The organism is Bacillus sp. bc15, assembly GCF_900142585.1.
Taxonomy (GTDB): Bacteria; Bacillota; Bacilli; order Bacillales; family Bacillaceae_G; genus Bacillus_A; species Bacillus_A cereus.
Genome location: NZ_FRBJ01000004.1, coordinates 49644 through 75758, shown reverse-complemented (window position 1 = coordinate 75758; position 26115 = coordinate 49644). Strand labels below are relative to the sequence as shown.

Here is a 26115-nt window from a genome sequence, read left to right as displayed (position 1 = left end):
TTCTGAAAAATTAAAGTCTAAACGTAAAATATAGGTTTTTATCACAATTTTTTATTATAATATATTTTCTTCAACTACGCTACATATCCCTTTATTTTTTCAGCTTACATTTCAGGATGACAAACTCACACCTTGAATATACTAAAAGACAAAGGAGTATAAGTATAACCATTACACTACAATCTATTACAAAATCCATAGGTATCATATTTCACACGAGCGAAAAAAGCACATTCACCTTTGGTAAATGTGCTAAAACATTTTTTGGTTTTGCACTGCATTCACAATAATATTTGCTGTTTCTTCAATCGCTTTATTCGATACATCGATTACTTGGCAATTTATTTTACTAATTACTTCCTCAAAGTGATCAATTTCTTCTTGAATACGATTAATATTTGCATATGTTGCTCCATCACTTAATCCAAGTGATTTTAATCGTTCTTTTCGAATATGATTTAACTTATCTGGCGTAATTTTCAAACCGAAACATTTTTCTTTTGCCACTTGATATAGTTCTTCAGGTGGGTCAACTTCTGGCACGAGTGGTACATTCGCAACTTTCAAGCGTTTGTTATGAGCTAAATATTGGGAAAGTGGTGTTTTTGATGTACGCGAAACACCAATCAACACGATATCTGCTTTTAAGATACCTCGTGCATCTCTGCCGTCATCATACTTCACAGCAAATTCAATCGCTTCAATCTTTTTAAAGTATTCTTCATCTAACCTACGGACAACACCTGGCTCATATCTCGGCACTTGCCCCGTAATTTCTTCAATTTGATCAATAAGAGGGCCGATAATATCGTATGCCTCTACCCCTTCTTTTGCAGCCTCTGTTACTAAATACTGGCGCATATCAGGCTTAACTAACGTAAAACATATAAGTGCTTGATTACTCTTAGCAATCGAAATTACTTCTTTTAATGTCCCTGTATCTTCTACATACGGTACACGTCTAATATCAGGAGCAAACGGGAATTGCCCCATTGCTGCTCGAACAACCAAATCAGCCGTTTCCCCTACAGAGTCAGATACGACATATACGATTTTATTATCCATTACATTACCTCACTTTAAACAAATTACACTTATTCGTTATTTACTAAATTTACAAACGCACGTGTAATATTTGTTTTTGTAATTCGCCCAATCACTTCTAAACCTTGTTTCGTATCTTTTACAACTGGCATTGCATCAATCTGTCTTTCTATTAATTCCATCGCAATATCATATAAAGAATCCTCTCTACGACACATCGCAATGTTTGGCATCCTTGTCATGATAATATTAACCGGAAGAGAGGTTAAATCCTGCTTTCCTAAGCTCGCTCTTAATAAATCTTTACGAGACACAACACCAACTAATAGAGTCATCTGATCTACAACGAACAATGTACCAACGTCCTCTAAAAACATCGTACAAATTGCATCGTATACGGAAACATTTTTATCAATTACAACCGGTCTAGATTGATAATCTTGTACTTTAATTTTCTTAACAGCTTCAGATAATAGCTGCCCCCCAGTTTTACCCGTATAAAAATAACCTACGCGTGGACGTGCTTCTAAATAACCAGCCATCGTTAAAATTGCTAAGTCTGGTCTTAGCGTCGCACGTGTTAGACCCAATTGCGCTGCAATTGATTCCCCTGTAATAGGACCGTGATCTTTTACAATCTGAATGATATGTTCTTGCCGTTTATTCAGCTCTATGATAATCACCACCTTTAATGCACAACGAAAAAAGTTATACTATCTCTTAAATATTATATACTAAATATGCTATTCGAAAAAGAAAGTATGTAAAAAGGACCGTATACGGCCCAAAATTATATTTGAAACTTATCAAGTTGTTCTAAAAAACGTCTTGATTTCAAATAAATTCCGCAATATTCATCATAATATGTATTCAATACTAAACGCATTTGTTTTTTTGTGCTATCCTTTACCGATACATTTCCGAGCCTATGTAAATCGAAATGGAAGAAAAGACGTAATAATTTATGAACAGCTTCTCCTACCGGTATACGATATGGGTCTTGCTCTGCATGACGTGAGCACAGAAAACCGCCTTCCCTTACGGAGAAGGCGACAAAGTCTGTTTCTTGATGACAAATCGCACATGTATCAAAGTACGGGCGCATCCCTAATACCGGAAGCATTTTCGTTTGATAAATTAATGATAATACTTCTGGATCAACACCCTCACACATATAATGCAACGTTTGATATAACATTTCAAATAAATACGGATTATGTTTTTTATCTTCTGTTGCTTTATCAGTTAACTCAACAATAAATGATGCATAAGCAGTTAAAAATATATCCTCGCGAATTTCTTTCATAGTTGAAATAATCTCGCCTTGTTGCAATGTTCCAAGCCCAGATCCCATTTGAATAAGAAAATGGCCATGTGTCATTAATTGCGACACAGATGCTAATCGGCTTTTCGGTTTTTTTGCCCCTCTTGCCATTGCACTTACCTTACCAAGTTCTCTTGAGAATATTGTAACAATCTTGTTCGTTTCTCCGTAATCTGTCGTACGGATAACGATGCCCTCAACTTTTTGAAACATGTTCGTCACCATCCAAGGTTTGAACAAAACGGGTCAAGAAATTGGAGAGTCTAGATGCGCTAGCTCCTCTTCATGTTGATCCATCTCATCGTTTACGTCTTTTTCCATTTCTTTCAAAAGCAAGTACGTTTCAATGCTTCCTGTTTTGGAGAAAAACTTCCAGGTAAAATCTAGCATAAGAATCCACCTTTCTCAATAAGCGTAGCCTATAAACCAATTTCCTTTGTTGTTATTAAATTGACCCATTTTGTCCATTTTCATGTGAGAAAAATTTTTCCTAATTTATCAAAGTTCATAAAAACCAATAATCAGTGGATGAACCAACCATCCACTGATTACAACTTTACTCTATTTTAGTACTCATCCTCGCGGAAACCTAGGTCACGAAGCTGAGACATTTTATTACGCCAATCTTTTTGCACTTTTACCCATACTTCTAAAAATACTTTAGAACCAAGTAGCGCTTCAATATCAAAACGAGCTCGCTTACCAACTTCTTTTAACATTTTTCCTTGTTTTCCGATGATGATTCCTTTTTGTGATGCACGTTCAACAACAATCGTTGCATTTATATAAACTGCCCCGCCCTCACGCTTTTGAATCGCATCGATAACAACAGCCACAGAATGCGGCACTTCTTCACGTGTTAAATGTAGTACTTTCTCACGAATAAGCTCTGCAATAATAAATCTCTCCGGATGATCCGTTACTTGATTCTCTGGATAGTATTGTGGTCCTTCTGGTAAATACTTTTTAATTGTTCCAATTAAAGCGTCCACATTATTACCGTCTAACGCAGAAATTGGTACAATCTCTGCAAACTCATGTAGTTTACGATATTGATCAATTAACTCTAGTAATTGCTCTGGATGAAGTTGGTCAATTTTATTAATGACTAAAAATACTGGTTGTTTCGTTTCTTTTAATTTCTCAATGATGAATTCCTCACCACGACCAAATCCTTCAACTGCATTAACCATAAACAGAACAATATCAACTTCTTTTAATGTCGTTTGCGCCATCTTTACCATGAAGTCGCCTAATTTATGTTTAGGTTTATGTATTCCTGGTGTATCAATGAAAATAACTTGTGCATCATTTTCTGTATATACACCTTGAATTTTATTACGAGTCGTTTGTGGCTTATCACTCATAATAGCAATTTTCTGGCCGATAATACGGTTTAAAAATGTAGATTTTCCAACATTCGGTCTGCCAATAATAGAGACAAAACCTGATTTATAACCTTTTCTATTCATGTAAATCCTCCGCTAAAAATGCTCCTGGTAACAATTCTCCGACTGTCGTCTCTTGAACGTCACCATGTAAGTTTGATAAGTATACTTTCGTATCCTGTTTACATAATTCTACCATAACTTGTCGACATGCTCCACAAGGAGGTACTGGGCGCTTTGTATCTGCTACAACCGCAATGGCTACAAATTCTTTATCTCCTTCAGAAACCGCCTTAAATAAAGCTGTTCTTTCAGCACAATTACATAAGCCATATGATGCATTCTCAACATTACATCCACGATATACTTTTCCACCGCGCGTTAATAATGCTGCACCTACTTGAAATTTAGAATATGGTACGTACGCTTGTTTACGCGCTTCGATTGCTTCTAGAATTAATTGTTTACTATTCATATTCCCGCATCCTTCCTGTTCACAGCTATGAAGAGATACACTCTCTCATTAAAGGCCCTTACAGCACTTCCAAAGCTTAATAAAAGCTTCGGAATGCAACTATACCATATACGGTAAAAAGATAATAGCACCAATTATAACAGCTATAATTGCAAACAATAAAACCGCTCCTGCCGCAACATCCTTTGCAATTTTTGCAAACGGATGAATATCGGCAGTCGCTAAATCTACCGTTTTTTCCACAGCCGTATTTACCATCTCTAAACTCATTACACTCCCTATTACAATAAGTAATATCATCCACTCTATTTTCGTAATATGGAAATAAAAGCCGCAGCATATAACAATGACTGCGGCTAAATAATGGATTTTCATATTTCGTTCATGACGAAAACAAAAGAATATACCAGCTATAGCATATCCAAAACTATCTATAAGTTTTCCTTTTTTCATCGTCCTAATCCAAAAGCTTCTAAAATTTCTTTTTGTCTTCCGAACATTTCTTTTTCATCTTCTTCTGTCATGTGATCATAACCAAGTAAATGTAAAAAGCCATGTAACGCCAAAAATCCAAGTTCACGATCGAAAGAATGTCCGTACTCTTCAGCTTGCTCTTTCGCCCTTGGAATAGAGATAATAAGATCCCCTAACATGCGCGGCATCTCTGCACCAACAATCTCCATTTCTCCTTCTCCCATCTCTTCCATGGCAAAGGATATTACATCTGTAGGTTGATCTTTATCTCGGTAATCACGATTAATTTCTCTAATGCGCTCATTATCTACAAATGTCACCGATACCTCCGCACCATCCTCGATATTTTCCATTTGAGCTGCTTTTTCTAACACTTCACGAATTAAACTCATATACTCTTCTTTTACTTCTTCTGTTTCATCAATAAAATCAATTAACAAACTCATTCTTTCTCCTTTTCTTCCGGAGGTTCCGGATATGTAATACGCGAATGGAAAATACCATTTAACGTTTCACACAACGTTTTTCCAACGATTTGTAGTTCCTTAAACGTCAAATCACATTCACTAAATTGACCGTCTTGCAGTCGATCTTTAATAATACTTTGCACCAAATTATTAATTTGTTCTGGCGTTGGGTGATTCATAGAACGTACCGCAGCTTCTACACTATCAGCAATACCAACAATTGCCGATTCTTTCGAAGTTGCTTTTGAACCTGGATAACGGAACATCTCTTCTGTATATTTTTCTTTATCTTCTTTAATAGCTTTATAATAAAAATATTTCAGTAACGTTGTACCGTGATGTTGCCCAGCGATATCAATAATTTCTTGTGGAATATGATATTCTTCGAGCATTCTTACTCCATCCGTTACGTGAGCAATTATAATATCTTTACTCGTTACAGGATCTAATTTATCATGCGGGTTTTTAATTCCCATTTGGTTTTCAATAAAGAATTGCGGTTGTACTGTTTTTCCTACATCATGATAATATGCCCCTACACGCGCTAATACACCATTTGCCCCAACTGCTTCACAAGCAGCCTCAGAAAGATTCGCTACCATTACACTATGATGATATGTCCCTGGCGCTTCTAACAAAATTCTGCGTAAAAGCGGATGATTTGGACTTGATAGTTCCATAAGCTTCATACTTGATACGATTCCAAGTCCACTTTCTAAATATGGTAAAATCCCCATAGCCAAAACGGATGATATAATCCCTGAAAGTGAAGCCATTAATAATTGCGTACCAATTTCAAGAGGCGAAAAATTCCCATTACGTAATAATAAGAGCGCCGCTAATACGACTACATTTAATACAGAAACGAGTATACCAGCTTGTAAAATCATTGTACGACGATTTTTTTCTCGCAAGAAAATACTAACCGATAATGAACTTAACAATACGTAAATCCCTACACTATAATTTAATGTACTCGTTACTCCTTCATTAAACATAATACTTCCGCATACAGAAAAAATCATACTCGTTAAAAAGACAAATCGATCACCAATCATTAGTTTTACAAGTATTGTTCCCATCGCAACTGGGACAACATATGCAATCCCTGCGTATTCAAGTTTTTGAAACAAACTAATGATTTTCATTAAGACGATTGTGATAGACAAAATTGTAATATACGCTAAAACATACGGTCTATCTTCTCTTTTTCTCTTTAAAAATAATTCAAATTGTTTATGCATAAAGTATAGTAATACACCAATGAGTACCGCTAATCCAACATAAGGTTGAAAGCCGTTCCCTTTTTCTAACAAACCAACTAATTTCAACTGATTATACACATCACTTGAAATCGTTTCACCTTCTCTAACAAGAACTTGTCCTTGAAGAATATAAACAGGTGGAACTAAATCTTCCTCTGCTTTTCTCTTCTCTTTCGTTAAGATCGGGTCATAAAAATAGTTCGCTGAAATTGCATATCTTCCTAGCGCCTTAATTGACTCTTTTAAACCATTATCAACATTAACACTATTCATCTCACTTACATATCGTTCTTTCGCATCTTTCAATTCGTCCATTTTAATATGCTCAGTCATGATACTATTAATCGCTGTGACCGCAGCATCTTTCGCTAATGCTAATTGGCTCGAATCTGCATTAATCAAATTTAGTAAGTTTGAATCAGATAATTCTTTCGTTAAGTCAGCGGGTAGTTTCTTTTTTAACTTATCCACTTTCTCAGCATCAGTCATCTTTTTTTGATCATCCGGTCCAACAGCTTTAATCTCTTGCACCACTTCATCCACTTTAGCAAAGACGTCATTCACAATATCAACTTTGTTTTGTTTATACTCACTTTTATATGTATATTGATCTTCAACTTTTGTAGCGGCTTCTTTTTTCTTTTTATCCGTTGTAACTTTATCTTCAATTTTTATAGGAGAATGGATTGTCTTTTTCGCAATAGAATACATATTAACATCTAATTGTTCTGGTTTTACATTATTCATAAGCGCAAAAAACAGCACTGCTCCTAACACAACGTAAGAAATCCAACTTAGTTTTTTCGAATGTTGTAAATTACGAAACCACTTAGAAATTTCTTGAGATCTTGACATGATTTCAATACCTTCTCCTCTCCAGAAATAAAGTGAAACTATTTATAGCTTTCATTTCTTCTACCCAACGATACTTTGAGGCAACATTTTACACACCAGTACCTATAGTTTATTTTCCTTATCTTTCATGATAGTAAAAAATATGACATTCGCCAACCTTATCATACAAAAAGAAATGATCCTGACAAATAGGATCATTCCATTTTATCATATGCCTCAATAATACGTTGCACCAATGGATGTCTCACAACGTCCGTTTGTTCTAATGTAATAAATGACAGACCTGATACACCAGATAAAATATTAGCAGCTATAGATAGCCCTGATTTTACCCCTTTTGGCAAGTCTACTTGTGAAGGGTCCCCTGTAATAACCATTTTAGAGCTAAAACCTAATCTTGTTAAAAACATTTTTATTTGAGCACCCGTTGTATTTTGAGCCTCATCTAAAATAACAAATGAATCATCAAGCGTACGCCCCCTCATATAAGCAAGCGGAGCTATTTCAATTACTCCCCGCTCCATCATACGCTGCGTATATTCTTGTCCAAGAATATCATGTAAGGCATCATATAATGGACGTAAGTATGGATCTACCTTCTCTTTCAAATCCCCTGGTAAAAAACCTAAATTTTCTCCAGCTTCTACAGCAGGTCTTGTTAAAATAATTTTCTTTACATATCCTTGTTTTAAAGCTCTCACAGCCATTACTACAGCTAAGTATGTTTTTCCAGTTCCTGCAGGCCCTATCCCAAAGACAATATCATTCTTCTTCATCGCATGAATATATCTTCTTTGCCCCATTGTTTTTACACGAATGGATTTACCTTTTGCAGTCTTGAAAATTTCTTCTTCATATAACTCTTCAAATTGAGCAATTTTCCCTTGTTGCGCGAGCTGAATTGCATACGCAACATCTCTCTCTGAAATTGATATACTTTTACGAATTACAACAAGTAATTGCTGTAAGATTTTTTCTACGAGTGTCACCGTTTCAACTGCTCCAGATACATGAACAGTTTCTCCTCTAGTTACGATCGATACATTCAGTTCTCGTTCAATTACTTTTAAATGTGCATCATTGACTCCAAAAAGAGCGATTGCTTCGTTAGTATTTTCCAATTGTTGGTTCATTTCTACTAATTGTTCTGCCATTACTCAGTCTCCTTGAATATCGGATTCGGATATTGGTTGTGGCTCTGCAATATTTTCAACCACAGTATAATGCAATGTGACTTTTAGTTGATCCGCCTCAACCTCTTTACTCAAAATCTTATCACTTACAATCATAGCATGTTCATCCAATTTTTTCTTTAGTTCTTTTTCGGCCATCTCCTTCGCTACTTTCAGCGCTTGCTTTTCTGTATATTCTCGATTCGCTTCTTCCTCTTCTCTCACAACATCTTTTTCATATGCAATCGGCAGTGTAAAACCAAATAATTTCACATCATGCTTTACACTTTCAGTACGAGAGCGTTTATACTTATCATGCTGAAATCCCCATATTTTTATTTTCGTATCCCCGAATTTAAGAAAATGTTCATTGTATACATTACCAGTATACACTTGGAATTGCGTCTTTAGCGGAACATCTACCTTAGATGTATACCACGTTTCGCCATACACAATACCTTTCGCTGAAACAATCGTCGGACTTTCCTCATTACCATATATTCCCGATACGAGAATCTGCCCTTTTTCTACATGATCATTCTTCAGTACAACCGGCTTTCCAACTTCTACAAACGTTTTTGTAATAATCGCTTCTTTTTTTGCTACTAAATTTTGCGGCCTTTGTTCCTTTTCTTTTTTTGGTTCGTTTTTTTCAACAATTTTAAAATGATACGTCGTTCCTCTTACTTCTAGTCCCGCCCAAGTAATGGCATTAATATTATCTGTCAAATGGCGTTGTACATCTTCTACATTCGGCATTTGAAATTGTAGTTTCCCTTTTTTAATACCCATTTTATCCAATTCTTTCATCAATATATATTCTGTTTCGGGTTTTGCTCCTGTAATTTCAATTTTCCAAACCATATTTGACATTGCAATCACGCCAAAAAAGAAAATTAAAAACCCAATTAAAAATCCACTATTTTTAATTAAACGCTTATTCCAAAAAGGAAAACCATAACGTCCAATAAAATATAATTTACATTCATTTTTTCTATAAATTGGTTTTATTTTTTTCACATCGCGTAACAACATGCAAAAAACTAACGTTTCATCAGCTATTTTCTTAACATCCCAAACTAACAAATTCCTCCGTACACATTCATTAACAAACCGTTCCGCTCCTCTACCTTCAATCCGCACTTTTACATATCCAAGCCACTTTATAAACCATTTATTTTTCATTTACCACCTTCACTGCCTTTCTAAAAGTAGATATACTACTTTTTATTTGAAGCATTAAAATAGCTCGTACTAAAATGAAACAAATTAAAACTGTAATCGGTCTCTATCAACGAAACTTTTACAGGATAAAGAAGAAAAACTTCACAAATGGAAGTTTCACTTCAATCACCTTTTTTTTCATTTTCTAAAAATGTTACTTGCTCAATTATCCCTTCGAGCAAAAGCTCTTCTGGAAGAATCGTTTTAATAACAAAGGATTGTCCTTTAATTAGTAATTGACCATGTTTTAAAAGCAATCGCACTTCTTTATCTGAAAACACTAATAGCCCCCGATGATTTTCTATATAAATATGTATTTGCCCAACAAGAGTAATCCGAGGCAGATCCATTAATACATCCACTGGTAGGTCTACTTGTTTTGTTAACCAATTTTTCATTTGTTCTAATTTCTTCATCTCGAAAGACCCCCTCCTCATCCCATATATATGTATTTCTTCACAAGTGCCTATCGTGTTATAACGACTTCACTAACATAACTATATTCTGTAAGAGTTCATCTCATGTTAATTAAAACAGTCGCTATATGAAATCATATTTATCAGGACAATGATGGATCAGAGAATGTTACCCATAATAATAGAAGTATTAATACAAGAATATGCGCCCTCAGGGGATATCAGTACAAGTTAAATTAAGAAATTGAGCCTAGCAAGAAGTTGGAAACTTGAAAAAACCTGTTACAATTCGTTCTGGACGTGACATACTGACCATAGAATAAGTAGTTGTCATTCATTAGACAAATGAGATAAAATCCGAAAAAGGAAATTGCTCCACTCTGAATTTTGCGGTGTAAGTAAGAATATTTTATAGGTGGTTGTTATATGAATTTCAAAAAATATTAGGATTCATTAAAAAACAAAAAAATGAATTAATAAGCGAGGAAATACGAAAGGAAATTGGATTTAGTCAAGAAATTTTGAATGTTATAAAACAAGTTACTAACAGCAGCATCCAGCCCTTTTATGCAACTGAGTCAAAATCTAAAATAGCCGGAGTCTCTTTCGTTACCTTTGAGGATTCTGCTGAACAGCAAGTTATAAAACTTCAATCTGAGGTTCAGAAACTTGGATACTTAGCTTTTATTTGCGAAAGAAGTTTTAGTCAAGGAAGTAAGAGTGAGTGTAGAATTGCAATTACACAAGGAAATGACCAATTTGATATCCATACAATCCAACAAACAAATGGCGTTAATTACGAAGTTAGCAATATAGATGTTATTTTTAAACTAAGAAAATGGAATGATCGCTATCCTTTTATCATAATCGGTGCAGATCATGACTGGGTTGATGCCATTTTTAGCGCGTTACCTACAGACGAAGAAATGCAATCTTTCGCGCAAGAAATGTATGAATTTTGTCCAGATATAGTGGAACAAGGAACAGAAAGCATTGAGGAGTTAGTCGAAGAAATTAAGAAAACGAAAAAGCTTTTTTTATGGTGGGATTAATCATAACTAAGGCCGTTACTTTTTTTACATACCAGAGACGTTTCTATCACTTACAGAAACGCTTTTTAAGCAATATAGCGTTTTTCCTTAATAAGAACAATAAAAAAACGTCTCATACGAAATGAGACGTTTTTTTATGCTAATAGCTGGATAACCAGCTTATTCACAAGTGATCCGTCTGTTTTACCTTTTACTTTCGGCATAACAGCAGTCATCACCTTACCCATATCTGCTTTAGAAGTCGCACCAACTTCAGAAATAACTTGCTTGATTACATCAACTAGTTCTTCTTCAGTTAATTGCTCTGGCAAATATGCGCTTAAAATCTGAATTTCACTTTGCAGTTTATTAACAAGGTCTTCACGACCAGCTTTTTTAAATTCAAGGAGGGAGTCCTTATACTGTTTTACTTCACGAGCTAAAACTGTTATTTCCTCTTCTTCAGTAAGAGTATGTTGCAGTTTAATACCTTCATTTTGTAAAGCAGCCTTAACCATACGAATAACGGTTAATTTTTCTTTTTGTTTATTCTTCATCGCTTGTTTCATATCATCGTTTAAACGACCGAGAAGACTCATAACTTACACCCTCTCTTAGAATTTACGCTTTCTTGCCGCTTCAGATTTCTTCTTACGTTTTACACTTGGTTTTTCATAAAACTCGCGCTTTCTTGCTTCAGCAAGTGTACCAGTTTTAGAAACCGATCTTTTAAAACGGCGAAGTGCATCCTCCAAAGACTCGTTTTTACGAACGACTGTTTTTGACATTCTCTTTCCCTCCCTCCGAAACATCACACTTACATACTAACTTCAGCATGCAAAAAGAAACACTTCTTCAGCATGTCTTTTACGATTATAATACATTTTATCACTTCAGGTCAACTATTTGGCAGAATAAAAGAAGAATAGAAGCATTTCCTTTTCAAAAGTTATACAAATAGCTAGTATCCTTCTTTCATGAAGATAACTATATTTTTATCATTTCAACTTTTTTCATACAGGGATGCACGAAACGCCTCCCCACCTTCTAGTACTTAACCGCTTCAAATAAAGAAAGCATGCAAACCGTTTCCGGTTGCACGCTCTTTTTTATGCGCTTGCTGATTCTTTTTTCACATCATCTTCAAGAACACGAACAAATTGCGCTTCGTTATATGGATAGCCAGCTTTCGTAATTTTCACTTTCACTAGCTTACCAATTAATTCTTCTGATCCTTCAAATACAATTTTCAAGTAGTTATCTGTATACCCTACATATAACCCTTCACGGTCGCCGTCTTTAAATTGCTCCTCTGGAATGATTTCAAGCACTTCACCTTCAAACGCTGATGCATATTCTTTCGCTAATTGATTAGATAGCTCAATTAAACGATGAACACGATCGTTCTTCACATCTTCAGGAACTTGATCTTCCATGCGTGCTGCAGGTGTTCCTGTACGTTTTGAATAAGGGAACACGTGTAACTCAGAGAAGCGGTTCTCTTTAATGAAATTGTATGTTTCCATGAATTCTTCTTCTGTTTCACCTGGGAAACCAACGATTACGTCAGATGTAATCGCAAGGCCTGGTAACGCTTCTTTCAAACGATCTAAACGCTCTTGGAAGAATTCCATCGTATATTTACGACGCATACGTTTTAATACAGTATTAGAACCAGATTGCAACGGAATATGCAAGTGACGTACAACTACTTCAGATTTATCTAACACTTCAATTACTTCATCTGAAATTTGACTCGCTTCAATAGAAGAAATACGAAGACGTTTTAATCCGCCTACTTCCGCTTCCATATCACGAAGTAATCCAGCTAAGTTATAATCTTTTATATCTTCGCCGTATCCACCTGTATGAATACCCGTTAATACGATTTCTTTATAGCCTGCATCCACTAATTGTTGTGCTTGTTTAATAACCTCTTTTCCATCACGAGAACGCATTAAACCACGCGCCCAAGGAATGATACAGAATGTACAGAAGTTATTGCAACCCTCTTGTATTTTTAAAGACGCACGTGTACGATCCGTGAAATAAGGTACATCAAGTTCTTCGTACACACGTGTTTTCATAATATTGCGGACAGCATTAATTGGTTGACGCTCTTTACGGAATTCTTCGATGTAACCTAACATCTTTTCACGATCCTGTGTACCAACTACAATATCTACACCTGGAATCGCCATAATTTCAGCTGGAGATGTTTGTGCATAACATCCCGTTACGCAAATAACTGCATCTGGATTTTGACGCACAGCACGTCTGATTACTTGACGGCTTTTTTTGTCCCCAGTATTCGTTACTGTACATGTGTTAATAACATATACATCAGCTTTCTTTTCATATTCTGTTCTTTCATAACCACCTTGTTTAAACAATTGCCAAATGGCTTCTGTTTCATAGTGGTTTACTTTACAACCTAACGTATGGAACGCAACAGTTGACATTGATCATCACCCCATCAATTCAAAATGATACGAAGCAGCACTTAACGCGTATAACGGCGCCGTTTCTGTTCTTAAAATTCTTGGTCCTAAACTACATGGTACAAATTTATGTTCACGAAGCGCTGTAATCTCTTCCTCAGCTAAACCGCCTTCTGGGCCAAATACAATCAATAGCTTTTGACCTGGTTTCATTGTCGTTAAAGCTTTCGCAAAATTAGATTTCTCGCCTTGTTTCGCTTCCTCTTCGTAAGCAACAAGACAAACATCATACTCACCACTCATTGTAAGCAGTTGCTTAAATGATGCCGGAGCATGTACTTCCGGAATTTCACTTCTATGTGATTGTTCCGCAGCTTCTTTCACAATTTTTCTTAAACGCTCAACTTTTTTATCAGCTTTTTTCGCATCCCATTTTACGATAGAGCGAGATGCTTGAAATGGTAAGAATGCAGCTGCCCCAAGCTCAGTTCCTTTTTGAAAAATCAACTCTAGCTTGTCTCCTTTTGGCAGTCCACTTGCAATCGTCACGAAAACAGGAAGTTCACTTGACGCCTCTACCCATTCTACAATAGCCGTATTAATAAATTCACTGGTAATTTCATCAATTGAACATACTGCTGTTTTTCCGTTTACACAGCAATAAATTTGATCGCCAGCTGTCATACGCATTACTCTCGCAATGTGATGTACATCATCACCTACAATGCGAATTTTTGCTTCACTTACATGTTTTTCTTCTACAAAATAACGTTGCATATAATCACCTTAGTAGAGTTTCGTTCCTTTCGTAAGTCAACACTTACGAAAAGAACGAAACATTATCATTTTTCATATAACAAACGGCAAGTCCCTCACCTTATAGTGAGAGACTCCCCTTTTCATTATAGACTAAAATCTATATTACGCATTTCGTGCAATAATTGCTACCCAATCTTCCATTCGTAACACTTCTTCAATTGTAAATCCAGCTTGTTCTAACGCCTCAGAAATTACTTTTTCCTTCGCAGCAATAATGCCCGATGTAATAAATAATCCACCTGACTTCACAACTCTCGCTGCATCTTCAGGGAATAAAAGAATAATTTCTGCTAATAAGTTAGCTACGATTAAATCAACAGGACCTTCAATACCTTCTAAAAGACTATTTTGCCCAACAGACACGATATCATCTGTTTTATTTAAACGCACATTCATTTCTGCACTTTCAACTGCAACCGGATCTAAATCATATGCTTGAACAGAAGACGCACCTAATTTTGCCGCTGCAATACTAAGCACACCAGAACCTGTTCCTACATCAATGATAGTGTCACCTGGCTGTACTGTTTTTTCTAAAGCACGAATACACATCGTTGTTGTTGGATGAGTTCCTGTACCAAACGCCATACCTGGGTCTAATTCAATGATTTTTTCATCAGGAGAAGATGGTGTATATTCTTCCCACGTCGGTACGATTGTGAATGTATCAGAAATTTGTACTGGATGGTAATATTTTTTCCAAGCAGTAGCCCAATCTTCTTCATTGACTTCGTTAACGGTAATATTTCCAGTACCAATTTCAATGTCGTAAGATGGAAGCACATCAATAGATGATTTTACACCTGCAATCGTTTCATGTAAAGAATCCGTTTGCGGGAAATATGCTTTTATTAATACACCTTCCGCGGGATATTCATCTGGATTCAATGCATAAATTTCACCATATTGTTGCTCGCGCTCTTTCGTTAACTCCGCTGGATCCTCAATCGCAACTCCGCTAGCACCAGCTTCATGTAAAATATGAGAGACAGCTTCTACTGCTTCTTCTGTTGTATGAATACTAATTTCTGACCATTTCACAATTTACCAACTCCATTTTTTATTTCCATTATTCCCCTTTGAAAGCACGTTTAAGCTTTCCGAATAAACTATCATCCTGCTCTTCTTGTCCTGCAAATTCACGTAATAAATCTTTTTGCTGTGAAGTCAATTTCGTCGGTACAACAACACGAACGACTACATATTGATCTCCTTGGCCGTATCCACGTACGTTCGGAGCACCTTTTCCTTTTAAGCGGAATTCTGTTCCAGTTTGTGTTCCTGCTGGAATTTTCAGCTTCACTTTACCATGAACAGTAGGAACTTCCACTTCATCACCAAGCGCCATTTGCGCAAATGTTAATGGCATTTCGCAAATAATGTGATCTCCTTCACGCTCGAAGAATTCATGATTTCTTACATGAACGACAACATATAAGTCTCCTGCTGGTCCGCCATTTACGCCGGCTTCACCTTTTCCAGACACACGAATTTGTTGACCATTATCGATACCCGCTGGAATTTTAACATTGATTTTTTTACGCTTACGAACTTTACCTGAACCGTGACATGTCGTACATTTTTCTTTAATAATTTGTCCAGTTCCTGAACAATGACCACAAGCTTGACGGTTTACGATACGACCAAACGGTGTGTTTTGTTCTACACTCACTTGACCAGAGCCTGAACAATGTTTACATGTTTCTTTTGAAGTTCCTGGTTTTGCTCCACTACCTTTACAAGTATCACATGGATCTTCTACTGGAATTTCCACATTTAATTCCTTACCAAAAATAGCTTCTTCAAAATCTAAAGTGACTTGATATTGTAAGTCAGCACCTTGGCGCGGAGCATTTGGATCACGACGTCTGCCGCCGCCGCCGCCAAAGAAAGAACTAAATATATCTTCAAAACCGAAGCCACCGCCGAAGTCTCCTCCGCCGCCAAATCCACCGAATCCTTGATTTGCACCAGCATGACCAAATTGATCGTACTGCGCACGCTTTTGATCATCACTTAACACTTCGTATGCTTCTTGTACTTCTTTAAACTTTTCAATTGCATTTTCTTCTTTGCTTACGTCTGGATGGTATTTTTTAGCCAAACGACGATACGCTTTTTTTATTTCATCTGTTGAAGCGCCCTTGCTAAGTCCAAGGACCTCATAATAGTCTCGTTTACTCATAAATTTACAACCCCCGAATCTTTCACATAAACGTAATTTTAACACCGAAAGAAAGTGCTTTGCAACAAAGTTTCCTCACTTACAGTATGCAAAGCGAAAAACTTAAGATCCTCACACATCGCTTCTCATTCGTGAAAAAAGCCAAAGTCAAGGCACGCTTGACTTTGACTTTTTGTCATCTTACTTATTATGTTTACAGTTGAATTACTTGTCTTCTTTTACTTCTTCAAACTCAGCGTCAACTACATTGTCTTTCTTCGTGCCAGCGTCTTGTGCACCTTGCGCACCTTCTGCTTGGCCAGCAGCTGCTTGAGCTTGCTCGTATAATTTAACAGTTAATTGTTGTACGATTTCTTGTAAAGCATCTTTTTTCGCACGAATTTCTTCAAGCTCGTTTTTCTCAATTGCAGCTTGTAATGCTTCTTTCGCTTCTGTTGCTTTTGCAACTTCAGCTGCATCTACTTTACCTTCTAAATCTTTTACAACTTTGTCTGTTTGGAATACAAGTTGGTCAGCTTCGTTACGAAGTTCAACTTCTTCCTTACGTTTTTGGTCAGCGTCAGCATTTGCTTCCGCTTCTTGTACCATACGTTCTACTTCTTCATCAGAAAGACCTGAAGAAGATTGGATTGTAATAGCTTGCTCTTTGCTTGTTCCTAAGTCTTTCGCACGTACGTTAACGATACCGTTCGCATCAATATCGAATGTTACTTCGATTTGTGGAATACCACGTGGTGCTGGTGGAAGGTCAGTTAATTGGAAACGACCTAACGTTTTGTTGTCAGCTGACATTGGACGCTCACCTTGTAATACGTGAATGTCTACTGCTGGTTGATTATCAGCAGCTGTCGAGAATACTTGTGACTTACTTGTTGGAATTGTAGTGTTACGCTCGATTAATTTCGTGAACACGCCACCCATAGTTTCAATACCTAAAGAAAGTGGAGTTACGTCTAATAATAGAACGCCTTCTACATCACCAGTAAGTACGCCACCTTGAACTGCAGCACCTAATGCTACAACTTCATCAGGGTTTACACCTTTATATGGCTCTTTACCAGTTTCACGTTTAATAGCTTCTTGTACAGCTGGGATACGAGTAGATCCACCAACAAGAATAACTTTATCTAATTCGCTTGGAGCAAAACCAGCGTCTTTTAATGCACGACGAGTTGGCTCTAATGTTCTTTCAACAAGACCTGCTGAAAGCTCTTCGAATTTCGCTCTTGTTAACGTTAATTCTAAGTGTAATGGACCAGCAGCTCCAGCACTAATGAATGGTAATGAAATTTGAGTTTGTGTTACACCAGAAAGATCTTTTTTCGCTTTTTCAGCTGCATCTTTCAAGCGTTGAAGCGCCATTTTATCTTGGCTTAAATCAATGTTATTTTCTTTTTTGAACTCAGCTACTAAGTGATCGATGATAACTTGGTCAAAGTCATCGCCACCAAGACGGTTGTCACCAGCAGTTGAAATAACTTCGAATGTGCCGTCTGCTAACTCAAGGATAGATACATCAAATGTACCGCCACCTAAGTCATATACTAAGATTTTTTGTTCTTCGTCTTGTTTTTCTAAACCGTAAGCAAGTGCTGCTGCTGTTGGCTCGTTAATGATACGCTCAACTTCTAAACCAGCGATACGACCAGCATCTTTCGTTGCTTGACGCTCTGCATCGTTGAAGTATGCAGGTACTGTAATAACAGCTTTCGTTACTGTTTCACCTAAGTATGCTTCAGCAGAAGCTTTTAAGTTTTGTAAAATGATTGCAGAAATTTCTTGAGGTGTATAATCTTTACCTTCAACTTCTACTTTGTAGTCTGTACCCATATGACGTTTAACAGACATGATTGTATTTGGGTTTGTAATTGCTTGGCGCTTTGCAACTTCCCCAACTTGACGTTCTTCATTTTTGAAAGCTACAACAGAAGGTGTTGTACGGTTTCCTTCTGGATTTGGGATAACCTTTGGTTCTCCACCTTCCATAACAGCTACACAAGAGTTTGTTGTACCTAAGTCAATACCGATAATTTTACTCATGGCGAATCCTCCTAGTTTTATGTAAATTATTGATTTACTTTTACCATTGATGGGCGAATCACACGGTCTTTTAATTTATAACCTTTTTGGAATTCTTCCACAACCGCGTTTGATTCAAATTCACTATCTTCCACTTGCATAATAGCTTGGTGTTCATTAGGATCAAACTGTTTACCAACAGCTTCAATCACTTCCACACCTTCTTTAGTCAGCGCTTCTAACAATTGACGATGCACCATTTCCATACCTTGTAACAAGGATTTCGTTTGCTCATCAGTCGCTTCCACTTGCATTGCTCTTTCAAAATTATCAAGAGCTGGCAAGATGTCTGAAACTAGACTTTGTGCTCTATATTTTTCAGCAGCCTGTTTATCCATTTGGACACGGCGCTTATAATTTTCAAAATCAGCTTGTAGACGTAATGTGCGACCTTCCGTTTCCGTTAGTTTCGCTTGTAACTCATCTACTTTTTCTTGTAAAAGAGCAGCCTCACTTTTTTCTTCTACAGTTTCTTCACTGTTTTCTGGCGTGACAGCTTCTTCAACTTGCGCTTCTTTTACTTCTTCTACCACTTGTTCGTTACGCTCTTCCACAATATTCACCTCCTTAAAAGGTATTAGGTATCATGCATAGCATGATTACCTAAGCATTATATATTACACACAGCAATGAAAATTTCATCACTTGAGCGAATGTATTACTCTCATTTACTTTTTAAGTCCATCAGTAAATTGTCTCGTAAATAACTGTAACAAACTAATTACACGAGAATATTGCATTCTCGTAGGACCTAAAATAGCAATTGTTCCAAGTTGCTCTTCGCCGATCGAATATGTTGCAGAAATTAAACTGCAATCCTCCATAGCCGTCGAAGTGTTTTCCCTACCAATTTTCACTTGAATCCCGACTTGTTTATGACGCAAAATGTCATAAAATTCGGCTTCATTATCAATCATGGTAAGCAAAGATCTAACCTTTTGAATGTCATGGAACTCTGGCTGCGAAAGCATATTTGCTTTTCCTCCAAAGTATATCTTTTCCGATAACGGAACTTGAAATGTACCATCTAACATTTTTATTGCACTATCGTAATTATGAACATACCCACGTAAAACTGTAACAATTTCCTTAAAGATTTTATTATGAAGTTCTTCCATCGGTACGCCAGATAGCTTTTCATTTAAAACATTAACCATTTTTTCTAAATCTGATAAATCAACAGATTCCGGAACGGTAATCGTTTTACTTTGTACATGCCCTGTATCAGTTACAATAATAGCGACTGCAGTTTGACGATCAAGCGGCACAATTTGTACATTTTTAAGTTTATTTGTACTTAACTTCGGTCCAAGAACAATGGCCGTATAATTCGTAAGTTCTGATAAAATTTGAGCAGATTGCTGTGCAATTTTTTCCGCTTCAAAAATTCTTTCAGCAAATAAATCTTTAATTTGTACAATTTCAGCGTTCGGTAAGTTTTGCGGCGCTAAAAGATGGTCTACATAAAATCGGTAGCCTTTCTCAGAAGGAACACGTCCAGAAGAACTGTGCGTTTTTTCAATAAAACCTAATTCTTCTAAGTCCGCCATTTCATTTCGAATAGTAGCTGAACTAAATGTAATTTCATCTTTTTTAGCCAACGTTCTAGACCCAACAGGCTGCGCTGATCCAATAAAGTCATCAATAATTGTTTGTAAAATTAAGAGCTGACGTTCCGTAAGCATCTCATCATCACCTCTGTTAGCACTCTTTGTCTTTGAGTGCTAAATCTATTAATAACTTACCAAAATTGACATTCAATTGTCAACGGAAACGTCACGAAATAATGAAACTTTTTCACGCCTATGGAACATTTAATTAGTCAATCAAAAATGATTGGAATACTTCATTCCCTAATAATTTTCCTTTTCGCGTTAAACGCACATGTCCATTTTCCTCTTCAAGTAATCCTTGTTCTTGATTGCTTTGTAACTGCTTCGCGAAAACTTGATCCATCTCCACATTAAATTTATTGCGGAATGCTGTTTTAGAAACACCTTTTGTTTTTCGAAGTCCTAAGAACAGTTCTTCTTCCATTCTTTCTTTCTCCGTCACCTTATGAACATCTAAATACGGAAATCCTGTTTCATCAATTTTATTAAAATATTGCTTCAGCGGACCTACATTTTGAATACGTTCCCCATTCACATAACTATGAGCTCCAGCTCCAAAGCCATAATACTCTTCATTATTCCAGTATGTGAGATTATGTCTACTTTTATTGTCACCTTTTGAGAAATTACTAATTTCATACTGGTTATAACCGTGTTTCTCCATTTCATCCATTACCATTTCATACATTTTAGCTTCATGGTCTTCACCCGGAAGACGCAATTTCCCTTTATTCATTAAGTTATAAAACACTGTTTTAGGTTCCACAATTAATGAATATGCCGAGAAATGTTGTACACCAAGCGTAAAAGCAATGTCTAATGTTTCCTTCACATCTTCTATCGTTTGTCCTGGCAAAGCATAAATAATATCTACATTAATATTTTTAAAGCCTACTTCCTGAGCTTCTCGAATTGCTAGGAATGCATCTTCCCTCGTATGCTTGCGCCCGATTTTCTCAAGCAGTTCATCACGGAACGTTTGCACACCAAAACTAATTCGATTCACTCCACCTTCTAGTAGTACATTCAACTTCTCTTTCGGTAGATCTCCTGGATTTGCTTCAAATGTCAATTCACAATTCGGAGCAAACGGACGCAAATGACGATTAATAATCTCGAGTAATTTTTTTGTCTGTTCCATATTTAACGCTGTCGGAGTTCCACCGCCCACAAAAATCGTTTTCATACTATCAAACGGAACTTTTTGAACCGTATTTATTATTTCCTTCTCTAAATAATCTAAATATTGATCAACCGGTTGGCGTTCAATAAACACTTTATTAAAATCACAATAGTGACAAATGTGCTGACAAAACGGAATATGAATATATGCAGCTTGTACCAAATATAACTCCTACCTTTCTAAAAAGAAAACCTCCGCACTCCGGAGGATTCTCTACTTCTCTAACGTATTACGAATTTGTTCCATTCGCATTTTTCCCCAATCATACATCATTTCAACGATCGGTAAAAGTGACATGCCTAGTTCCGTCATATAATACTCAACACGAGGAGGAATTTCGGGATATACTGTTCGATCAACAATCCCATCTTCCATTAACTCTTTTAATTGGTTCGACAAAACTTTATGAGAAATGCTTGGGAATAACCGTTGTAATTCACTAAAACGATGAGGCCCTTCCACACCAAGATGCCACAGTATCACAACTTTCCACTTTCCACTAATAATAGAAAGCGTCAATTCCTTTTCACAATTAAAATTGCCATTTTGTATTTTATCTTGAATATCTTTTCGAATATTTTCGGACATTAACAATCTCCTAACTCTATATGAACTAAAAAGCTCTCTCATTATTGTAAATGAGAGCTGCTCAGATGTCTAAAAAGTAATTATACAGAAAAAAGAAGCCGCACAAACGACTTCTTTTTTATTTCAAATATTAGTTGTCATCCATTTTCAGTACAGCCATGAATGCCTCTTGTGGCACTTCTACAGAACCAACAGACTTCATACGTTTTTTACCTTCTTTTTGCTTATCAAGAAGTTTACGCTTACGAGAAATGTCACCGCCGTAACATTTTGCAAGTACGTTTTTACGCATCGCCTTAATTGTAGAACGTGCTACAACTTTATTTCCGATAGTCGCCTGAATTGGTACTTCGAACTGTTGTCTCGGAATTAATTCTTTTAATTTCTCTACAATTACTTTACCACGGTCATACGCTGAATCACGGTGTACGATAAATGATAAAGCATCCACTTGTTCATTATTTAAAAGAATATCCATTTTCACAAGTTTAGATGGTTTATAACCAATTAACTCGTAGTCAAATGATGCATACCCTTTCGTATTTGATTTCAATTGATCGAAGAAGTCATATACGATTTCTGATAACGGGATTTCATATGTTAATGTAACACGCGTTTCATCTAAATATTGCATATCAATAAACGTTCCACGTTTACCTTGGCAAATTTCCATTACAGCTCCAACATAGTCATTCGGAACCATAATTGAAGCCTTCACAAACGGCTCTTCTACACGATCGATAGACTGTGGATCTGGCATATTAGATGGATTATCAACAATAACATCTTCACCGTTTGTTAAATAAACTTTATAAATAACGCTTGGCGCTGTTGTAATTAAGTCAATCTTAAATTCACGTTCAATACGTTCTTGAATGATTTCCATGTGAAGAAGTCCTAAGAATCCACAACGGAAACCAAATCCTAACGCTTGAGATGTTTCTGGTTCAAACTCAAGAGCAGAATCGTTTAACTCTAATTTTTCTAACGCATCACGTAAATCGTTATAACGAGCAGAATCAATTGGATACAGCCCACAGAATACCATCGGGTTTAATTTACGGTAACCTGGTAGCGCCTCTGCAGCTGGACGTTTCGCATGTGTAATCGTATCACCAACACGTGTATCACCTACGTTTTTAATAGATGCTGCTAAGAAACCTACATCACCTACTGTTAACTCGTCACGTTGCGTAGTTTTCGGTGTAAATACACCTACTTCTGTTACTTCAAATTCTTTACCCGTTGCCATCATACGTACTTTATCGCCAACTTTTACCGTTCCATTTACAACACGGATATAAGCAATTACACCACGGTACGGATCATATAAAGAGTCGAAAATCATACATTGTAACGGCTCTTCTGAATCACCTGCCGGAGCTGGTACTTTTTCAACAATTTGTTCTAAAATTTCTTCAATACCAATTCCAGCTTTCGCAGAAGCAAGTACCGCTTCTGATGCATCTAAACCAATTACATCTTCTACCTCTTGACGTACACGTTCTGGATCCGCACTTGGTAAGTCGATTTTATTGATAACTGGTAAAATTTCTAAGTTGTTATCGAGCGCTAAGTATACGTTCGCTAACGTTTGAGCTTCAATACCTTGCGCTGCATCTACTACAAGAATCGCGCCTTCACAAGCCGCTAAACTACGAGATACTTCGTACGTAAAGTCGACGTGTCCTGGTGTATCAATTAAATGAAGAATATACTCTTCACCATCTTTTGCTTTATAGTTTAATTGAACTGCGTTTAATTTGATTGTAATACCACGCTCACGCTCTAAATCCATAGAGTCAAGCAACTGAGCTTTCATTTCGCGTTGTGTTAACGCATTTGTTTTCTCTAAAATACGGTCTGCTAACGTTGATTTTCCGTGGTCAATATGAGCAATAATAGAGAAATTACGAATTTTGGACTGTCTTTTTGCTCTTTCTTCTTTGTTCATCTATGTTCTCAACTCCTAATAGTCTCGCCAATATACACTAGCACTGATTATATCAATAGAGCAACAAAGATTCAATGAAAACTCGTGCTGCTTACGATACAAATCATTCTATCTATATCTTATGCGAATAAACCATAAGAGACAAACCCTTTTCAAATTTTAAAACGGTTGTCTTACAAATCAGTAAAACAACCATCTCCAATGCTACTCTTAGCTAAAAATCCCCTTTATTTTCCCAACAACTATATCCGTTCCGAACTTCGTCATTTCATAAGCTACACTTGCTACCGCCATCCCAATTCCTTCTACAACATTAAAACTTCTTAAACGTTCTAATTGTTGTTGTTTTTCTGAAGCTGAAAACGAACTACCCAAAATTTCTGATTCAGCACCTGTACTCTCTGTCCCTGTCATATGAGCTATTTGTTCATACGACAATTGCCGATAACCTTTCATACTTTTCAAACCATGATTAGCAAGTGACACTCCTGCTATCATCATAAGTAAACATAAAGCTACACTACATATACACAAAAGCGCAAAACGACTCAAACTATTATCATCTTTCTCCCTCAATGTGTATACGCTCCCGTATTATCTTGATCAATTTGATGATGCAGCGCTGCATTTAAACCACTCGCTATTACATTCGCCATATCCTCAATAAAAGTATCTACTTCTTTTGGGGTCACCATTAAGTTATGACCAAGAGGCGATAGCACTTCATAAATCAACCTTCTTTTTTCTTCTTCTTCTAACGTACCAACAGCACCTAAAAACATATTTCGGCTCTTTTCATCTGGCATATCTTCTTCTGTTAATTTTTTCTTTTCTCCAAATGAAAATCCCGCTGGTAACAAAGATCTTGAAGGTTTGTTTCCTTCTTTCATCTCTCGACCAAAATGTTTCAAAATAAAATCAATCGTATCACTTGTAATCGAAACGGCATCGACCACAGTCGGAACACCAATTGCGATAACAGGGATACCTAATGTCTCTTTACTTAGTTCCTTACGTTTATTCCCAACCCCTGATCCAGGATGGATTCCAGTATCAGAAATTTGTATCGTGCTATTTACTCGTTCAATAGAACGGGCAGCTAATGCGTCAATCGCAATTACAAAGTCTGGATTTGTCTTCTCAATAATCCCATAAATAACATCGCTCGTTTCGATGCCTGTAATCCCCATTACCCCCGGCCGAATTGCACTAACAGGCCTGAATCCTTCTTCTACACTTTCAGGCTGCAATTGAAACAAATGTCTCGTTACTAATACATTTTCTACAACTATTGGCCCAAGAGCATCCGGTGTTACATTCCAATTCCCAAGGCCTACAATTAAACAGCTCGCTTCTTTGGTAACACCAACCTCTTCTAAGAAATAAGAAAATTCTTTTGCAAAAATACGCTCCACTTTTTGTTGAAGTTCTGTATCTTGCTGACGTATACCTTGTACTTCAAGCGTTAAATAATTTCCAGGTTTTTTACCCATCGCTTCAGAGGCAGCTTCATCAATTGTTACTTTTGTAATTATAGTACCTTCTTCTTCCCTCTCTTTTACAATTACCCCCTGTATCCCTTTTTGTTCTTCTTGGCTTTCTTGCAACATTTGATGAGCTTCTACAGCAAGGTCAGTTCTAACGCTATATTTACTTAAATCCAATGGTTCTTTCATCGTATCTCCTCCGTAATTCATAGTAAATATCGTTAGATTTCCCAAAGTTATATAAGGTCATTCTTTCCTTTACGTGAAATTTCATGGATATACTATTGCAATTCTCTTCACCGTTTGATAGAATATCACTTGTTCTATGTAAGAATCGAGTCATTCGATTGCACCAGGGAGGTGAAAAGTATGGCAAACATCAAATCTGCTATCAAACGCGCTAAACTTAGCGAAGAGCGTCGTGCACATAACGCTTCTATCAAGTCTGACATGCGTTCTGCTGTTAAAACTGTAGAAGCTTTAGTTACTAATAACGATCTTGAAAATGCTAAAGAAGCTTTCAAAACTGCTTCTAAAAAACTTGACAAAGCAGCTCGTAAAGGTCTTATCCACCAAAACGCTGCATCTCGTCAAAAATCTCGCTTAGCGAAACAAGTAAACGCGTAAGGCG

General features: G+C 36.6%; 28 protein-coding genes. 2 read left to right on the top strand and 26 right to left on the bottom strand.

Annotated features, from left to right (window positions below):
• Positions 1-252: 252 nt before the first annotated feature.
• The 12 genes from BUA87_RS15965 to yqfC form a co-directional block, all read right to left on the bottom strand.
• Positions 253-1065 carry a pyruvate, water dikinase regulatory protein gene (locus BUA87_RS15965; protein ID WP_000368944.1) on the bottom strand — a complete coding sequence of 271 codons (813 nt, stop codon included), beginning with the start codon at positions 1063-1065 and terminating at the stop codon, positions 253-255.
• A gap of 29 nt (positions 1066-1094) precedes the next feature.
• Positions 1095-1727: a transcriptional regulator CcpN gene (locus tag BUA87_RS15960; protein ID WP_000583756.1), complete on the bottom strand. Its 633-nt coding sequence runs from the start codon at positions 1725-1727 to the stop codon at positions 1095-1097.
• A 107-nt stretch (positions 1728-1834) separates the two neighbouring features.
• Complete coding sequence (gene recO, locus BUA87_RS15955) at positions 1835-2581, bottom strand: DNA repair protein RecO (RefSeq protein ID WP_000487009.1); 747 nt, start codon at positions 2579-2581, stop codon at positions 1835-1837.
• 33 nt (positions 2582-2614) lie between these two features.
• The gene (locus tag BUA87_RS15950) at positions 2615-2758 is read right to left on the bottom strand and encodes a YqzL family protein (protein WP_000883924.1); all 144 of its coding nucleotides are present in this window, start codon (positions 2756-2758) and stop codon (positions 2615-2617) included.
• A gap of 176 nt (positions 2759-2934) precedes the next feature.
• On the bottom strand, positions 2935-3840 hold the full coding sequence (gene era / locus BUA87_RS15945) for a GTPase Era (RefSeq protein ID WP_001080230.1): 906 nt from the start codon (positions 3838-3840) through the stop codon (positions 2935-2937).
• A complete protein-coding gene (locus tag BUA87_RS15940) occupies positions 3833-4231 on the bottom strand; it encodes a cytidine deaminase (RefSeq protein ID WP_001086285.1) in 399 nt (132 codons plus the stop codon). The genes era and BUA87_RS15940 overlap by 8 nt, the downstream gene beginning before the upstream one ends.
• Before the next feature lie 99 nt (positions 4232-4330).
• On the bottom strand, positions 4331-4684 hold the full coding sequence (locus BUA87_RS15935; protein ID WP_000715464.1) for a diacylglycerol kinase family protein: 354 nt from the start codon (positions 4682-4684) through the stop codon (positions 4331-4333).
• Positions 4681-5151 (bottom strand): rRNA maturation RNase YbeY, encoded by a 471-nt coding sequence (gene ybeY, locus BUA87_RS15930; RefSeq protein ID WP_000054684.1) that lies wholly within the window; start codon positions 5149-5151, stop codon positions 4681-4683. Before ybeY ends, BUA87_RS15935 begins: the two co-directional genes overlap by 4 nt.
• Positions 5148-7292 carry an HD family phosphohydrolase gene (locus tag BUA87_RS15925; protein ID WP_071713616.1) on the bottom strand — a complete coding sequence of 715 codons (2145 nt, stop codon included), beginning with the start codon at positions 7290-7292 and terminating at the stop codon, positions 5148-5150. The genes ybeY and BUA87_RS15925 overlap by 4 nt, the downstream gene beginning before the upstream one ends.
• Positions 7293-7486: 194 nt before the next feature.
• Complete coding sequence (locus BUA87_RS15920; RefSeq protein WP_000840520.1) at positions 7487-8446, bottom strand: PhoH family protein; 960 nt, start codon at positions 8444-8446, stop codon at positions 7487-7489.
• 3 nt (positions 8447-8449) lie between these two features.
• The gene (gene yqfD, locus BUA87_RS15915; RefSeq protein WP_000792498.1) at positions 8450-9649 is read right to left on the bottom strand and encodes a sporulation protein YqfD; all 1200 of its coding nucleotides are present in this window, start codon (positions 9647-9649) and stop codon (positions 8450-8452) included.
• A 161-nt stretch (positions 9650-9810) separates the two neighbouring features.
• Positions 9811-10104: a sporulation protein YqfC gene (yqfC, locus tag BUA87_RS15910; RefSeq protein ID WP_000732269.1), complete on the bottom strand. Its 294-nt coding sequence runs from the start codon at positions 10102-10104 to the stop codon at positions 9811-9813.
• Between the two features lie 419 nt (positions 10105-10523).
• Between yqfC and BUA87_RS15905 the strand changes: the two genes are divergently transcribed.
• Positions 10524-11156 (top strand): DUF4253 domain-containing protein, encoded by a 633-nt coding sequence (locus BUA87_RS15905; RefSeq protein ID WP_016098973.1) that lies wholly within the window; start codon positions 10524-10526, stop codon positions 11154-11156.
• A 134-nt stretch (positions 11157-11290) separates the two neighbouring features.
• Here the strand turns inward: BUA87_RS15905 and BUA87_RS15900 are convergent, their stop codons facing one another.
• The 14 genes from BUA87_RS15900 to gpr form a co-directional block, all read right to left on the bottom strand.
• Positions 11291-11734, bottom strand: a complete 444-nt coding sequence (locus BUA87_RS15900; protein WP_000054562.1) for a GatB/YqeY domain-containing protein — start codon at positions 11732-11734, stop codon at positions 11291-11293.
• Positions 11735-11749: 15 nt separating this feature from the next.
• A complete protein-coding gene (gene rpsU, locus BUA87_RS15895; RefSeq protein ID WP_000048061.1) occupies positions 11750-11923 on the bottom strand; it encodes a 30S ribosomal protein S21 in 174 nt (57 codons plus the stop codon).
• Between the two features lie 321 nt (positions 11924-12244).
• Complete coding sequence (mtaB, locus tag BUA87_RS15885; RefSeq protein ID WP_000108679.1) at positions 12245-13597, bottom strand: tRNA (N(6)-L-threonylcarbamoyladenosine(37)-C(2))-methylthiotransferase MtaB; 1353 nt, start codon at positions 13595-13597, stop codon at positions 12245-12247.
• 6 nt (positions 13598-13603) lie between these two features.
• Complete coding sequence (locus BUA87_RS15880) at positions 13604-14353, bottom strand: 16S rRNA (uracil(1498)-N(3))-methyltransferase (RefSeq protein ID WP_001190142.1); 750 nt, start codon at positions 14351-14353, stop codon at positions 13604-13606.
• Between the two features lie 144 nt (positions 14354-14497).
• A complete protein-coding gene (gene prmA / locus BUA87_RS15875; protein ID WP_000872103.1) occupies positions 14498-15436 on the bottom strand; it encodes a 50S ribosomal protein L11 methyltransferase in 939 nt (312 codons plus the stop codon).
• Positions 15437-15464: 28 nt separating this feature from the next.
• Positions 15465-16580 carry a chaperone protein DnaJ gene (gene dnaJ / locus BUA87_RS15870; protein ID WP_000043947.1) on the bottom strand — a complete coding sequence of 372 codons (1116 nt, stop codon included), beginning with the start codon at positions 16578-16580 and terminating at the stop codon, positions 15465-15467.
• 204 nt (positions 16581-16784) lie between these two features.
• A complete protein-coding gene (dnaK, locus tag BUA87_RS15865) occupies positions 16785-18620 on the bottom strand; it encodes a chaperone protein DnaK (protein ID WP_000034701.1) in 1836 nt (611 codons plus the stop codon).
• Between the two features lie 26 nt (positions 18621-18646).
• Positions 18647-19213, bottom strand: coding sequence for a nucleotide exchange factor GrpE (gene grpE / locus BUA87_RS15860; RefSeq protein ID WP_000392711.1), 567 nt, complete (start codon positions 19211-19213; stop codon positions 18647-18649).
• 114 nt (positions 19214-19327) lie between these two features.
• Positions 19328-20344, bottom strand: a complete 1017-nt coding sequence (gene hrcA, locus BUA87_RS15855; RefSeq protein ID WP_000954942.1) for a heat-inducible transcriptional repressor HrcA — start codon at positions 20342-20344, stop codon at positions 19328-19330.
• Positions 20345-20477: 133 nt separating this feature from the next.
• Positions 20478-21617 carry a radical SAM family heme chaperone HemW gene (gene hemW / locus BUA87_RS15850; protein ID WP_000249436.1) on the bottom strand — a complete coding sequence of 380 codons (1140 nt, stop codon included), beginning with the start codon at positions 21615-21617 and terminating at the stop codon, positions 20478-20480.
• A gap of 51 nt (positions 21618-21668) precedes the next feature.
• The gene (locus tag BUA87_RS15845) at positions 21669-22043 is read right to left on the bottom strand and encodes a winged helix-turn-helix transcriptional regulator (protein ID WP_001293539.1); all 375 of its coding nucleotides are present in this window, start codon (positions 22041-22043) and stop codon (positions 21669-21671) included.
• Between the two features lie 130 nt (positions 22044-22173).
• A complete protein-coding gene (gene lepA / locus BUA87_RS15840) occupies positions 22174-23997 on the bottom strand; it encodes an elongation factor 4 (RefSeq protein WP_001030948.1) in 1824 nt (607 codons plus the stop codon).
• Between the two features lie 210 nt (positions 23998-24207).
• A complete protein-coding gene (locus tag BUA87_RS15835; protein ID WP_001207094.1) occupies positions 24208-24573 on the bottom strand; it encodes a YqxA family protein in 366 nt (121 codons plus the stop codon).
• Positions 24570-25673 carry a GPR endopeptidase gene (gene gpr / locus BUA87_RS15830; protein ID WP_000662644.1) on the bottom strand — a complete coding sequence of 368 codons (1104 nt, stop codon included), beginning with the start codon at positions 25671-25673 and terminating at the stop codon, positions 24570-24572. Before gpr ends, BUA87_RS15835 begins: the two co-directional genes overlap by 4 nt.
• Before the next feature lie 180 nt (positions 25674-25853).
• On the opposite strand from gpr, the gene rpsT reads away from it, so the two are divergent.
• Positions 25854-26111, top strand: a complete 258-nt coding sequence (gene rpsT / locus BUA87_RS15825; RefSeq protein ID WP_001274012.1) for a 30S ribosomal protein S20 — start codon at positions 25854-25856, stop codon at positions 26109-26111.
• Positions 26112-26115: the final 4 nt, after the last annotated feature.

Coding starts and splice junctions, on each gene's coding strand:
- BUA87_RS15965 (WP_000368944.1), bottom strand. CDS start 1,065: ATGGATAATAAAATCGTATATGTCGTATCTGACTCTGTAGGGGAAACG.
- recO (WP_000487009.1), bottom strand. CDS start 2,581: ATGTTTCAAAAAGTTGAGGGCATCGTTATCCGTACGACAGATTACGGA.
- BUA87_RS15950 (WP_000883924.1), bottom strand. CDS start 2,758: ATGCTAGATTTTACCTGGAAGTTTTTCTCCAAAACAGGAAGCATTGAA.
- era (WP_001080230.1), bottom strand. CDS start 3,840: ATGAATAGAAAAGGTTATAAATCAGGTTTTGTCTCTATTATTGGCAGA.
- BUA87_RS15940 (WP_001086285.1), bottom strand. CDS start 4,231: ATGAATAGTAAACAATTAATTCTAGAAGCAATCGAAGCGCGTAAACAA.
- BUA87_RS15935 (WP_000715464.1), bottom strand. CDS start 4,684: ATGAAAAAAGGAAAACTTATAGATAGTTTTGGATATGCTATAGCTGGT.
- ybeY (WP_000054684.1), bottom strand. CDS start 5,151: ATGAGTTTGTTAATTGATTTTATTGATGAAACAGAAGAAGTAAAAGAA.
- BUA87_RS15925 (WP_071713616.1), bottom strand. CDS start 7,292: ATGTCAAGATCTCAAGAAATTTCTAAGTGGTTTCGTAATTTACAACAT.
- BUA87_RS15920 (WP_000840520.1), bottom strand. CDS start 8,446: ATGGCAGAACAATTAGTAGAAATGAACCAACAATTGGAAAATACTAAC.
- yqfD (WP_000792498.1), bottom strand. CDS start 9,649: ATGAAAAATAAATGGTTTATAAAGTGGCTTGGATATGTAAAAGTGCGG.
- yqfC (WP_000732269.1), bottom strand. CDS start 10,104: ATGAAGAAATTAGAACAAATGAAAAATTGGTTAACAAAACAAGTAGAC.
- BUA87_RS15900 (WP_000054562.1), bottom strand. CDS start 11,734: ATGAGTCTTCTCGGTCGTTTAAACGATGATATGAAACAAGCGATGAAG.
- rpsU (WP_000048061.1), bottom strand. CDS start 11,923: ATGTCAAAAACAGTCGTTCGTAAAAACGAGTCTTTGGAGGATGCACTT.
- mtaB (WP_000108679.1), bottom strand. CDS start 13,597: ATGTCAACTGTTGCGTTCCATACGTTAGGTTGTAAAGTAAACCACTAT.
- BUA87_RS15880 (WP_001190142.1), bottom strand. CDS start 14,353: ATGCAACGTTATTTTGTAGAAGAAAAACATGTAAGTGAAGCAAAAATT.
- dnaJ (WP_000043947.1), bottom strand. CDS start 16,580: ATGAGTAAACGAGACTATTATGAGGTCCTTGGACTTAGCAAGGGCGCT.
- dnaK (WP_000034701.1), bottom strand. CDS start 18,620: ATGAGTAAAATTATCGGTATTGACTTAGGTACAACAAACTCTTGTGTA.
- hrcA (WP_000954942.1), bottom strand. CDS start 20,344: ATGCTTACGGAACGTCAGCTCTTAATTTTACAAACAATTATTGATGAC.
- BUA87_RS15845 (WP_001293539.1), bottom strand. CDS start 22,043: ATGTCCGAAAATATTCGAAAAGATATTCAAGATAAAATACAAAATGGC.
- lepA (WP_001030948.1), bottom strand. CDS start 23,997: ATGAACAAAGAAGAAAGAGCAAAAAGACAGTCCAAAATTCGTAATTTC.
- gpr (WP_000662644.1), bottom strand. CDS start 25,673: ATGAAAGAACCATTGGATTTAAGTAAATATAGCGTTAGAACTGACCTT.
- rpsT (WP_001274012.1), top strand. CDS start 25,854: ATGGCAAACATCAAATCTGCTATCAAACGCGCTAAACTTAGCGAAGAG.